Origin of the sequence: Devosia neptuniae, from assembly GCF_025452235.1 — a bacterium.
In the GTDB taxonomy this organism is placed as follows: Bacteria; Pseudomonadota; Alphaproteobacteria; order Rhizobiales; family Devosiaceae; genus Devosia.
In genome coordinates this window covers 3,942,658-3,955,420 of record NZ_CP104965.1, presented here as the reverse complement: position 1 = coordinate 3,955,420, position 12,763 = coordinate 3,942,658, and the positions used below count along the sequence as shown (strand labels likewise).

At 63.1% G+C, this 12,763-nt stretch carries 10 protein-coding genes; 6 read left to right on the top strand and 4 right to left on the bottom strand.

What is annotated here, in order from left to right; translation table 11 throughout:
- The first annotated feature begins 142 nt into the window (after nucleotides 1-142).
- Nucleotides 143-1,336 (top strand): Ppx/GppA phosphatase family protein, encoded by a 1,194-nt coding sequence (locus N8A98_RS22190; RefSeq protein WP_262168562.1) that lies wholly within the window; start codon nucleotides 143-145, stop codon nucleotides 1,334-1,336.
- Complete coding sequence (locus N8A98_RS22185) at nucleotides 1,329-2,069, top strand: RlmE family RNA methyltransferase (protein WP_262168560.1); 741 nt, start codon at nucleotides 1,329-1,331, stop codon at nucleotides 2,067-2,069. Before N8A98_RS22190 ends, N8A98_RS22185 begins: the two co-directional genes overlap by 8 nt.
- A gap of 31 nt (nucleotides 2,070-2,100) precedes the next feature.
- Here N8A98_RS22185 and N8A98_RS22180 read toward each other — a convergent pair whose 3' ends face one another.
- Together N8A98_RS22180 and N8A98_RS22175 are read right to left on the bottom strand one after the other, a co-directional pair.
- Nucleotides 2,101-3,483, bottom strand: coding sequence for an MFS transporter (locus N8A98_RS22180; protein WP_262168558.1), 1,383 nt, complete (start codon nucleotides 3,481-3,483; stop codon nucleotides 2,101-2,103).
- Nucleotides 3,484-3,510: 27 nt separating this feature from the next.
- Nucleotides 3,511-4,911: an MFS transporter gene (locus tag N8A98_RS22175; RefSeq protein ID WP_262168557.1), complete on the bottom strand. Its 1,401-nt coding sequence runs from the start codon at nucleotides 4,909-4,911 to the stop codon at nucleotides 3,511-3,513.
- Nucleotides 4,912-5,186: 275 nt separating this feature from the next.
- On the opposite strand from N8A98_RS22175, the gene guaB reads away from it, so the two are divergent.
- Nucleotides 5,187-6,689, top strand: a complete 1,503-nt coding sequence (gene guaB, locus N8A98_RS22170) for an IMP dehydrogenase (protein ID WP_262168555.1) — start codon at nucleotides 5,187-5,189, stop codon at nucleotides 6,687-6,689.
- Between the two features lie 38 nt (nucleotides 6,690-6,727).
- On the opposite strand, the gene N8A98_RS22165 is transcribed toward guaB, so the two are convergent.
- The gene (locus N8A98_RS22165; protein WP_262168553.1) at nucleotides 6,728-7,150 is read right to left on the bottom strand and encodes a VOC family protein; all 423 of its coding nucleotides are present in this window, start codon (nucleotides 7,148-7,150) and stop codon (nucleotides 6,728-6,730) included.
- Between the two features lie 748 nt (nucleotides 7,151-7,898).
- On the opposite strand from N8A98_RS22165, the gene N8A98_RS22160 reads away from it, so the two are divergent.
- The gene (locus tag N8A98_RS22160) at nucleotides 7,899-8,336 is read left to right on the top strand and encodes an MAPEG family protein (protein ID WP_262168552.1); all 438 of its coding nucleotides are present in this window, start codon (nucleotides 7,899-7,901) and stop codon (nucleotides 8,334-8,336) included.
- A 144-nt stretch (nucleotides 8,337-8,480) separates the two neighbouring features.
- Complete coding sequence (locus tag N8A98_RS22155; protein WP_262168550.1) at nucleotides 8,481-9,773, top strand: RsmB/NOP family class I SAM-dependent RNA methyltransferase; 1,293 nt, start codon at nucleotides 8,481-8,483, stop codon at nucleotides 9,771-9,773.
- A gap of 9 nt (nucleotides 9,774-9,782) precedes the next feature.
- Here N8A98_RS22155 and N8A98_RS22150 read toward each other — a convergent pair whose 3' ends face one another.
- Complete coding sequence (locus N8A98_RS22150) at nucleotides 9,783-10,949, bottom strand: acyltransferase family protein (RefSeq protein ID WP_262172110.1); 1,167 nt, start codon at nucleotides 10,947-10,949, stop codon at nucleotides 9,783-9,785.
- Between the two features lie 184 nt (nucleotides 10,950-11,133).
- Between N8A98_RS22150 and guaA the strand changes: the two genes are divergently transcribed.
- Nucleotides 11,134-12,702, top strand: a complete 1,569-nt coding sequence (gene guaA / locus N8A98_RS22145) for a glutamine-hydrolyzing GMP synthase (RefSeq protein ID WP_262168549.1) — start codon at nucleotides 11,134-11,136, stop codon at nucleotides 12,700-12,702.
- The last annotated feature ends 61 nt before the right edge of the window (nucleotides 12,703-12,763 follow it).

Sequence of the window (12,763 nt, the reverse complement as noted above, 5' to 3'; positions counted from 1 at the left end):
CTGTGATGCGCCTTTGCCCTGCTATCGTTTGGATTGCGCTTCCGCCCCCCTTGCTCTACCGTCTTTTTCGACACGCAATGACAGTGCGTCGGGCGCGACCGGCCAGTCCGATTCCCGCGACCGCGCACGCTAGGAGACCATAGTGACCGATTCTGATCGGTCCGTTGCCGCGGTTTCGTCGCTGGACGAAGAGGTGGCAGTCCGAGCCCCATCTGGCCTTGCGCAGATGGGAAGGGCAGGGGAGGCGGCGCCTCCAGGGCCCGGAGCGGACCAGCGGACAAAGCCCGCCCCCAATCCGTCCCGCAAACACCGCGGCCCGATTTATGCCGCGCTCGATCTGGGCACCAATAATTGCCGCCTGCTGATTGCTCGCCCGCATGATCATGGCTTTCGCGTGCTCGATGGCTTTACCCGCATCGTGCGGCTGGGCGAAGGCGTTTCGGTCACCGGGCGCCTTTCGGATGCGGCCATGGAGCGCACCATGGAAGCGCTGCGCCAGTGCCGCAACAAGCTGCGCGAGCATCAGCCCGCCCGCATGCGCCTGATCGCCACCGAAGCCTGCCGCGCCGCCGAAAATGGCCCGGCATTCCTGGACCGCGTCAAGCAGGAGCTGGGGCTGGACCTCGAGATCGTCGATCGCCGCACCGAGGCCGAATTGGCTGTTACCGGTTGCGCCGACCTGATCGAGGGCACGGCACAGGGCGCCTTGATGTTCGACATTGGCGGCGGTTCGTCCGAACTCGCCTGGCTCGATTTCCGTGGTGGCCGTCCCAAATCGCAGGGCCGCATGTCGGCTTCGATTCGCTCCTGGCAATCGCTGCCGGTCGGCGTGGTCTCCATTGCCGAAAAGTTCGGCGGCATCGATGTGACGCCGCAAGTTTTCGAGGCCATGGTTAGCCATGTCTCCGAGCATTTGCGCCAGTTCCGCGGCCGCGAAAAGCTGCGCCACATGATCGGCACCCATCCGGTGCATCTGATCGGCACGTCCGGCACGGTGACGACGCTGGCGGGGCTGCATCTGGGCCTTGAGCGCTACGAGCGGCAAAAGGTCGATGGATTGTGGATGAAGCGCGGCGAGGTCGACGAGACCATGAAAGTGCTGCTCGGCATGCCGTTCGAGCGCCGCGTTGCCCATCCCTGCATCGGCAAGGACCGCGCTGATCTGGTGCTGCCCGGCTGTGCAATTTTCGAGGCGATCCGCCGCGAATGGCCCACTGAACGTGTGCGTGTCGCCGATCGCGGCCTGCGCGAGGGCATTCTGATCTCGCTGATGGACGCCGATCGTACGCGCAATCGCGCATCCCGCTACCCGTCGCGAAGGACAAGCAATGGTTGATAAAGCTCTCGGCACGGGTGGCCGCAAGTCCGACAAGGACCTCAAGATCCGGGTGAAGTCGGGCAAGGGGCGCACCGTTTCGTCCACGAAATGGCTGCAACGCCAGCTCAACGATCCCTATGTGGCGCGCGCTCGCGCCGAGGGCTATCGCTCGCGCGCTGCCTTCAAGATCAAGGAGATGGACGAAAAATATAAGTTCTTCCGCAAGGGCATGCATATCGTCGATCTGGGCGCGGCGCCCGGCGGCTGGTCGCAGGTGGCGGCCAAGGCCACCGGCTCCACTGATGCCAAGCCACTGGTCGTGGGCATCGATTATCTCGAAATGGACCCGATTCCCGGCGTCATCCTGCTCAAGAAGGATTTCACCGAGGAAGATGCGCCGGCCATGCTGATCGAGGCCATGGGCGGCCACAAGGCCGATGTGGTCATGTCCGACATGGCCTGGCCGACCACCGGCCATCGCGGCACCGACCATATTCGCATCATCCATCTGATCGAGATCGCGGCGGCTTTCGCGCTCGACGTGCTGGCGCCCAATGGCGTGTTCATCGCCAAAGTGTTCCAGGGCGGCACCGAGCATGAACTGCTGCACATGCTCAAGCGCCACTTCAAAACCACCATGCACGCCAAGCCGCCGTCCAGCCGCTCGGATTCGGCCGAGGCCTATCTGATCGCCAGGGGCTTCAAGGGCAGCAACGACACCGTGCCCGGCGAAGAGGAATACGACCGCTAGGCCGCGACGGGCGAGGGTAGCCTGCTCCCCTCTAGTGTGTATGCGGCATCTTGGTGAGCTGATACCCCGCATTGGCCGGCAGCCGGGCGAACATAATCGTCGAGATCAGGCAGATCGCCGCCAGCACGAAGAAGGCCAGATGGAAATCGGCTAATACCAGTTCGCCGCCGCGCATGGCATTGCTCATTTCCAGCATGCCCCCGCCCAGCGCCACGCCAAGGGCAATGGACAGCTGGGTCGAGACCTGGCTGATCACATTGGCCTGGCCGGCATCCTTGTCCTCGATATCGGCGAAGACGAAGGCATTGCTGCCCGTCCAGAAGATCGATTGCCAGAACCCGACAAACACCAGAATGCCGATAATCAGCGGCACGGCGGTTTCCGGCGTGTAGAGCCCCATCGCCAATAGGCCCAGCGCCGCAATGCCGGTGGAGACCACCAGCGAGGTGCGGAAGCCGAAGCGGATGAAAATGCCGTTCGCCATGAATTTGGCGACGATGGCGCCAATGGCGCTGGCAAAGGTGATCATGCCGGATTCGAACGGGGTATAGCCAAAGCTGAGCTGCAGCATCAGCGGGAAGAGGAAGGGCGTCGCACCTTGCCCCAGCCGGAAGAAGGTGCCCGCCACCACCGCGCTGCGGAAGAATGGGAACCGCAGCAGGCGCAGGTCGAAGAGCGGATTATCGGTCGACAATGCGTGGCGGGCATAGAGATAGCCCAGCCCGATGCCCAAAGCCGTCGCCAGCACGCCGACGAGCGGCGGCAGGGCAGGCAGGCTGATCACCGACGTGCCGAAGGCAAACAGCGCAAAAGCGGGGCCGGCCAGGGCAAAGCCCTTGAAGTCGATCTGGCGCGGCGCATTGCGCATGGTTTCGGGCAGGAAACGGCTGACCAGGGCAATGCCCAATATCCCGATGGGGACATTGATCAGGAAGATCCAGTGCCAGCTGAGATAGGTGGTCAAAAACCCGCCGAATGGCGGCCCCACGATGGGCCCAACCAGCCCGGGAATGGTCAGCCAGGCCATGGCATTGACCAGATCGTGCCGCGGCGTCGAGCGCACCAGCACCAGTCGCGCCACCGGCGTCATCAGTGCGCCGCCCATGCCCTGCAGGAAGCGCGCGCCCACGAATGCGCTCAGCGAATTGGCAAAAGCACAGGAAATCGAGCCCAGAACGAACACCAGCATGGCGACGCGGAACACATTGCGCGCACCGAACCGGTCGGCCATCCAGCTCGAAATCGGGATGAAAATGGCCAGCGCCACCAAATAGGCCGTCAGCGCCAGCTTGAGTGAAATCGGATCGGTGCCGATATCGGCCGCGATGGCCGCCAGCGATGTGGCGATGACCGTTGAGTCCATGTTTTCCATGAACAGGGCGGTGGCGAGAATAAGCGGTGTGATGCGCGACAATTGCTGAACACCGGAGCAAACCCCCGGCTACTCCTTGCTGGCGGCAATAGCCCCATGGCCTGAAACATTGCTGCCCGCATCCGCCGGCAGCCTGAAATAAACAATGCTGGCAAGCGCGCTGAGCACGCCCACCACGACAAAAGCGAGCTGAAAATCCACGAGGGACAGCGTATTGCCATGCAGCCGCGTGCTCAATTCCAGCAGTCCGCCCGCCACCGCCACGCCAAAGGCAACGCTGAGTTGCTGGGCCACGGCCACGATGGCGGTTGCCTGGCTAGCCTCGTCATCGCTGACATCGGCATAACCCAGGGCGTTGCTGCCGGTGAAAAATACCGAGCGCAACACGCCGCCCAGCAGCAATACGCCCATCATCACCGGCACCCAGGTATCGGGCGTGAACAGCCCCTGCGCCGCAATCAGCAGGCCGCCCAGCAACGACGCCCAGCCCAAGGCGCGGGGAAAGCCGAAGCGCCGATAGACCCGCTCGGCAATGAACTTGCTGGCAATGGCCCCGATGGCCGAAACGAAGGTAATGGCGCCCGATTGAAACGGATTGAGCCCAAAGCCCAGCTGCAGCATCAGCGGCAGCAGGAACGGCACGGCCCCGACGCCAATGCGGAACATCGACCCGGCAGTGATCGAACTGCGGAACAGCTTGTGCCGCAGCAAAGCCGGGTCGAGCAGCGGGATTTCGGTGCGCCTGGCATGCAGCAGATAGAGAATGCCCGAGGTCACGCCCACGGCCAGTGTCAGATAGCCGTAGATCAGCGGCAGGGCCGGCAGGCTCACCACCGACAGGCCGAAGACCGTGCCGGCAAAGGCAAAGCTTGCCAGGATGAACCCTACGAAATCGATCGGTCGCGGAATGCGCCCATCGGGCACTTTGAGGAAAATCCCGGCCAGGATGATCCCGGCAATGCCGATCGGAATATTGACCCAGAAAATCCAGTGCCAGCTGAGATAGGTGGTCAAAAATCCCCCGATCAGCGGCCCCGTCACCGGCCCCAGCAGCGCCGGCACCGTGAGCCAGGCCATGGCATTGACCAGCTCGTTGCGCGGCGTCGAGCGCACCAGCAGCAGGCGCCCCACCGGCGTCATCATTGATGAGCCAATGCCCTGGAAAAACCGCGAGATCACGAAGGTCTCGAGCGAATAGGAGAACGAACAGGCGAGCGAGCCCAGCATGAACACGAAAATGGCCAGCCGGAAAATGTTCTTGGCGCCGAATCGGTCGGCCATCCACCCGCTGATCGGAATGAAGATGGCGAGCGCCACGAAATAGGAGGTCAGCGCCAGCTTGAGCGAAATCGGTTCGGTCCCGATATCGGCGGCAATCGCGGGCAGCGATGTGGCGATGACGGTCGAGTCCATCTGTTCCATGAACAGGGCGACCGCCAGAATGAGCGGGGTAACGCGGATCGGAGACATTGCACCGGGGGAATCTTGTATGGCTGTGAACCAGCCGCCCCGACTATGAACGCCTCGGCGCCCCCTGCAAAGCCCAGCCGCGCATTTTTGTCGCACTGAGAGTGGATTGGCCCACCGATGGCATTCGAGCCATGCGCTGGTGGACACGCGCACCCCCTATGCAAGTCCGGCGCCCGGTGCTATTGACCCTCGCCAACCTGAACCCGGCGCCTGTTTCTCGCCCGGTTCACACTCCTTCATCTCTGTGCTCCACAGAAGTCCGGAAAGGTCTGGCCTTGGCGAAGATTATTACCACCATCACCGGCGATGCTGCGCTGACCTTTGACGACGTGCTGCTGCAGCCGGCGCGCTCGGATGTTCTACCCACCGAGACCGATATTTCGACCTATGTCACCAAGGACATAGCGCTCAATCTGCCGATCATTTCCTCTGCCATGGATACGGTCACCGAAAGCGCCATGGCCATCGCCATGGCCCAGGCCGGGGGCCTGGGCGTCATTCACAAGAACCTCACCGCCGAGCAGCAGGCCGAGCAGGTCCGCCAGGTCAAGAGCTTCGAATCCGGCATGGTGGTCAATCCCATCACCATCGGCCCCGATGCGACCCTCGCCGATGCCCTCTCGCTGATGCAGTCCAACCGTATTTCGGGCATTCCAGTGGTTGAAAACGGCGGCAAGGGTGGTCGCGCCATTGGCAAGCTGGTGGGCATTCTCACCAATCGCGACGTGCGCTTTGCCTCCAATCCGGCCCAGCGCATTGCCGAGCTGATGACGCATGAAAACCTCGTCACCGTCCGCGATGGCGTCTCCAAGGACGAAGCCAAGGTGCTGCTGCACAAGCACCGCATCGAAAAACTGCTGGTGATCGATGCCGATGGCCGCTGCACGGGCCTGATCACCGTCAAGGACATCGAAAAGGCCCAGCTCAACCCCAACGCCGTCAAGGATGCCCAAGGGCGCCTGCGCGTCGCGGCCGCCTCCACCGTGGGCGACCAGGGCTTTGAGCGCTCGCTCCAGCTCATCGATGCTGGCGTTGACCTGCTCGTCATCGACACCGCCCATGGCCATTCCGTCCGCGTTGCCGAAGCCGTCGAGCGCGTCAAGCGCGAGAGCAATTCCACCCGCATCGTTGCGGGCAATGTCGCCACTGCCGAGGCCGTCAAGGCGTTGATCGACGCGGGCGCCGACTCGGTCAAGGTCGGCATCGGCCCCGGCTCGATCTGCACCACTCGCATCGTCGCGGGCGTCGGTGTGCCCCAGCTGGCCGCCGTCATGGCCTGCGCCGAAGAAGGCGCCAAACAGGGCATTCCGGTCATCGCCGACGGCGGAATCAAATTCTCCGGTGACATGGCTAAGGCATTGGCCGGCGGCGCTTCTTGCGTCATGATCGGCTCGCTGCTGGCCGGCACCGACGAGAGCCCCGGCGAGGTCTATCTCTACCAGGGCCGCTCCTACAAATCCTATCGCGGCATGGGCTCTGTCGGCGCCATGGGCTCCGGCTCGGCCGACCGCTATTTCCAGCAGGATGTGCGCGACCAGATGAAACTGGTCCCCGAAGGCATTGAAGGCCAGGTGCCCTATAAGGGCGCTGCCGGGGCCGTGCTGCACCAGCTCGCGGGTGGCCTCCGCGCCTCCATGGGTTATACCGGCGCCCACAATCTGCAGGAGTTCCGCGACAACTCCGTCTTCGTCAAAATCTCCGGTGCCGCCCTCAGCGAGAGCCACGTCCACGACGTGACCATCACGCGTGAGGCACCGAACTATCGCAGCAGTCGGTAACATTGCCCTTGGCCACCTCCCGCGTCGGGAGGTGGCCACTAAGCGCCGATCGTCACCATGCCCTGCTCGTCAATGGTCCAGTCCGGGTTCCACGCCACTTCCCAGGCATGATCGTCCGGATCTGCCACATAGCCGCGAAACCCGCCATGTGGCGGCGCGTCAGCAGCCCTAAGCAAGGTTCCGCCCGCCGCGAGCAGGCTTTGCATGACGTCGTCGACTTCTTCTTGGCTCCGCACATTGTGCGCCAGGGAAAAAGCGCCGGGGGAAAGCAGACCAGTACGGTTCATATCCTTTTCCAGCGCCGCCTTGCTGAACGTGCCGAGCACGAAGCCGTTCATCTGGTAGAAGATGATCTCGTCATTCTCGAAGGCCGGCTTCCAGCCGAAGCCGTCCACATAAAAGCGCCTCGAGCGCGCAAGATCGGCAATGCCGAGCGTGATGATAGCGATTTGTTGCTGCATTGATCCGCTCCCATGGGTGTCACGATCAACGCAGCAAGAGCCGCAGAGTTCGCGGATCATCGGAACCGCAGCGGGCGATAGGGCCCTTCTTTGGGGGAGCGGTGTTCACTCCGGAATCCACCCACCCACGATGTCACCCCGGCGCAGGCCGGGGCCGATCCCGAGATGGTGCAGCGGACCGCTGGGTGTCATCTTGAACTCGTACCACCCACGGTGTCATTCCGGCGCAGGCCGGAATCCATGTCCGTGGCGATCCGCACCCATCCAGCGCCGGGATAAGCCTTCAGCATGGATTCCGGCCTGCGCCGGGATGACACCGTGACTGATTGACACTTGAGGGCACTATCTCTCCTCCCCACCGCAGCTGCGGCCATCCCCTTGCCCCCATCTATCCATCTTATCCCCGCCCCAATTCCCTCCTGCATACTCCGTCCATCCCCGCCAGTTACGCGGTCCCGACGCAGGGTCGGGTGGGGAGACCGTGGGATGGGGGCGCCTGTCCAGTGGGGTTGGAAACTCGGCAGCCGGACCTGCAAGAATGGTACCGCCTGAACCGGACCCTGCATAAAAAGCGGATCGTGACGGGCGGCCATTGGCCCACTCTATTAGTATCGGAAGGTCCAATGGCCGCCCGTTACCGTATAACCGCGACGCCACACCGGCCGGGCGGCATTTCTGCATGCCGCCGAAAACTTAGTCCGCTACAAGTCGTTACTGTGGGACGCGGACTCTGAATCGGAACTTCAACATGCCACTCACCACCAAGCTCCTGATCCTCGCCCTGGCCGCCCAGGTGCTGCTCACCATCATTGTGCTCATCCTGATGGGCCGCGAACGTATCCCCCGCGTCATGTCGGGCGAGGTCGATATCAAGGACATCGCCGTCGAGCGCACGGCCTATCCGCTCAAGGCGCGCCTGCTGTCGAACTGTTTCGATAACCAGTTCCAGCTCCCGGTGCTGTTCTATGTCGCCGTGCTCCTCACGCTCTGGGCGGGCACGGTGAGTTGGCTCGAACTGCTTCTCGCATGGGCTTTTGTCGCCCTGCGCTATGCCCACGCCGCCATCCACATCACCACCAATCGCCTCGAACACCGCTTCGCCACCTACACCGCCGGCCTTGCAGTTCTATGCGCGCTATGGCTATGGCTGGTCCTTCGCCTAGTTGTCCTAAGCCCGGGTATCTAGAGACCGCTTGAGAATTCGCTCTGGTGGGATAGATGGAGTGGGTTTTCGAGAACCGGAGCGGAACGTACTAAAGTACGTGAGCACCGGAAGCGCAGGAAATGCGCTCCAGATGCCCACCAGAGTAGAATTCTCAGAGGTCTCTTCATGCGCCTGCCAGGCCGTCTTTCCGCTGCTATTGATGTGCTGACCGACGTGGAGACGCGCAAGCGCCCCGTCTCCGAAGCGCTCAAGGCCTGGGGTCTCAATAACCGCTTTGCCGGGGCCGGCGACCGCGCCGCCATCGGCAATCTGGTCTACGACGCCTTGCGCCGCCGCGCCTCCCACGCCGCCCTGATGGGCAGCGACAGCCCGCGTGCGCTGGTTCTCGCCGTCGCCATCCGCGACTGGAATGAAGATCCGGCCGCCCTCAGCGACAGCTTTGCCGCCGATAGCCACGCCCCCGAGCCGCTCACCGCGGACGAACTCGCCCGCGTCGTCGGCCAACTCCCCGACGATACCGCCCCCCATATCCTTGCCGATGTGCCCGAATGGATCGCGCCCTCCATCGAGCGCGCCTTTGGCGACAATTGGATTGCCGAGGGCCAGGACATGGCCGGCCGGCCCTCGCTCGATCTGCGCACCAATATTCTCAAGGCCAGCCGCGACCGTGTCGTCAAATCCCTCGACCGCTTCCATCCGCGCCTCACCTCCATTTCGCCCGTGGGCGTCACCATGCCCGCTGGCGCTCGCGATGCGCGCACGCCCAATGTCACCACCGACGAAGGCTATCTCAAAGGCTGGTTCGAAGTGCAGGACCAGGGCAGCCAGATCGTGGCGGCCCTCGGCAATGCCCAGCCCGGCGAGCAGGTGCTCGATCTATGCGCGGGGGCAGGGGGCAAGACCCTCGCTCTGGCTGCCGCCATGGGCAATAAGGGCCAGATTTTCGCCTATGACAGCGACCGCAACCGCCTCGCGCCGATCTATGATCGCCTCAAGCGCAATGGCGCCCGCAATGTGCAGGTCCGCGCGCCCCATCCCGGTGCGCTTGATGATCTCGCTGGCAAAATGGACCGCGTCGTCATCGACGCCCCCTGTACCGGCACGGGCACCTGGCGCCGCCGTCCCGATACCAAATGGAAGCTGAGCCCTGAGCTGCTGGCGCAACGCACCGCCGAACAGGCCGCAATCCTGGTCGAGGGCGCCCGCTACCTCAAGCCCGGCGGCACACTGGTCTACATTACCTGCTCGATCCTGCCCGAAGAGAATGACGACCAGATCGTCGCCTTCCTCAAAAACCACCCGGACTTCACCTCGCTGCCGCCGGCCGAGCTGTGGCAAGCCGCCTTCGGCGCCGCAATCCATCCCGATGTGGAAACCGCCCAATCCGGCATCGCACTCACCCCGCGCCTCACCGGCACAGATGGATTCTATTTCAACGCCTTGCGCCGCGCCTCCTGATTCAAAACATCAGGACGGCGTCTCCGCCAATTCGCGTTTCTGGATCGGCACGGGACGCCGCTCCAGTCCACGCGCCCAGCGCACTACAGGTTGCTCCAGCAGCCGGAAACTGAGTGTGGCCACCGCAAAGCTGATGACGATTGCCGCGCCGCTCGACGCCAGCCAGATGGTCCAACCATGCTCGCCGCTGGTCTCGAATGCCGGCGGCACTAGCCGTTCCAGCAGCCCGATTACCAGGAAATGCCAGATATAAACGCCGAACGACACTTCGGCGATGTAGCGGGCCACTGGATTATCCAGCACCCGCCCCGCCAAAACGGATGAGGGCAGTGCCACCAGCCCCACGGCAACAGCCAGCGGCATCCAGGGGAACCCATAGGGCACGTCGAGCCAGCCAAAACCCTCATTCAGCCCGCCAATATGGGCCACCATCACCCAGCCCGCCGCCACAATGCTGGCCAGCCCGACCACATCGAACAGATACGAGCGCATCCCGGCCAGCTTCACCTGCACCCCGGCCGCCAGCGCCCCCAGCGCGAAAATGGCGAAGAACCCGATAGGATTGAACCGCGGCATCCACGCCTTGGCGCCGCCAACCAGCCCATATCTCCAGCCGCGCTCCACCTCATCGATCGGTGCCCATTGCATCACCATCCAGTGCAGCACCAGCACCACGCCGATGACCCCGACCCAGGCAAACCGCGCCGGCCAACCCCTGATGCCCACCGCAAACAGCACAGCCAGGAAAAACGGCAACAACAGATACGAAGTCACCTCGAACCCGATCGACCACAGCGGCCCGTTATTGTTGACCGGAAACAGCGTCACCCAATGCCAGTCGCTGACAAGGAAGAACCCGGCGACAAACCGCACGATCTCCTCGCGCCCCAGATCATAGCCATAGATCGTCAGGCCCAGCACGAAGCTCACAATCAGCGCCAGCCAGAACCCCGGCAAAATGCGCGCCGCCCGCCGTAGGGCATAGATCCCCAGCGAGGGCATCGGCTCCCCCGCGTCCAGCGCCTGCCAGAATGGCCGCGCCAGGAGGAACCCGCTCAGCACGAAAAACACCGCCACGCCGAAGCTGCCCATCACGGCAAAATCCACCACGCCCTGGAAGGGCCCCGGCACATTATTGCCATCCATGCGGAATGCCAGGTGATGCAACAGCACCATCAGGCAAGCGGCGGCGCGCAGAAAATCGGCGCCAAGCAATCGCTGTTGCGTCAAAAGACTCGTCCTCCGTGGGTCCTGCCCAACGCCTGCCCGATCAATTCGTTGCGATTATGACTATGCCCGCAAACCAGTCCTGCAAACTTGCACCCTTGCGGAATCTCTGGCGTGGCGATATGGCCTCGCCATGAAAACCCCAGACACTGCCGCCCCCGACGCAATCCTTATCGTGGACTTCGGTTCGCAGGTCACCCAGCTGATCGCGCGCCGCATTCGCGAGACAGGGGTTTATTGCGAAATCCACCCGTTTCAGAGCGCCAGCGCCGCCATGGCCGCGCTCAAGCCCAAGGGTGTTGTACTATCGGGTGGCCCGGCCTCCACGCTGGATGAAAACGCCCCGACCATCGATCAGTCGATCCTCGACGCCGGCGTGCCGATCCTGGGCATCTGCTACGGCCAGCAGGCACTCTGCATGGCCCTGGGCGGCAAGGTCGAAGCCGGCCATCACCGCGAATTCGGCCGCGCCGAGGTCAAGGTGCAAAAGCCATCCGCGCTCTATGACGGCGTTTGGGACCTGGGCACCGAACACCAGGTCTGGATGAGCCACGGCGACCGCGTCGTCGCGCTCCCCGAAGGTTTTGAAGTCGTCGGCACCTCGGCCAACGCTCCCTTCGCCATGATCGCCAATGAGGCCCGTCGCATCTGGGCGGTGCAGTTCCATCCTGAAGTGGTGCACACCCCCGACGGCGCCAAGCTCTACGCCAATTTCGTCCACAATATCTGCGGCGTGTCCTCCAACTGGACCATGTCGGCCTATCGCAGCAAGATGATCGAAAAGATCCGCGATCAGGTCGGCACCGGCCGCGTCATCTGCGGCCTCTCCGGTGGCGTCGATTCCTCGGTGGCCGCCGTGCTGATCCACGAAGCCATTGGCGACCAGCTCACCTGCATCTATGTCGATCACGGCCTGATGCGCCTGAACGAGAGCGAACAGGTCGTCACCATGTTCCGCGATCAGTACAATATCCCGCTGGTCCATGTGGATGCCTCCGAGGTATTCCTGCGCGAACTCGACGGCCAGATTGACCCCGAAACCAAACGCAAGATCATCGGCCGCTTGTTCATCGAAACCTTCGAAGCCGAAGCCAAAAAGCTCGGCGGCGCCAATTTTCTCGCCCAGGGCACCCTTTACCCTGACGTGATCGAGAGCGTCTCCTTCACCGGCGGCCCCTCGGTCACCATCAAGAGCCACCACAATGTGGGCGGCCTGCCCGAGCGCATGAATATGCAGCTCGTCGAGCCGCTGCGCGAATTGTTCAAGGATGAAGTGCGCGTCCTCGGCCGCGAACTGGGCCTGCCCGAAAGCTTTATCGGCCGCCACCCATTCCCCGGCCCGGGCCTTGCCATTCGCTGCCCCGGCGGCATCACGCCCGAAAAGCTCGATATCCTGCGCCAGGCCGACGCCATCTATCTCGATGAAATCCGCAAGTCCGGCCAATATGACAAGATCTGGCAGGCCTTCGCCGTGCTGCTCCCGGTGCAGACCGTGGGCGTCATGGGCGATGGCCGCACCTACGAATTCGTCTGCGCCCTGCGCGCCGTGACTTCGGTCGATGGCATGACCGCCGATTTCTACCAGTTCGACATGAACTTCCTCGGCAGGACCGCCACCCGCATCATCAACGAAGTCCGCGGCATCAACCGTGTCGTCTACGACGTCACCAGCAAGCCCCCCGGCACGATCGAGTGGGAATGATCCGATAGGCGGCCTAGCCGCCTATCCCCAGCACTCCATATTTGTGATGGACCACACCGTT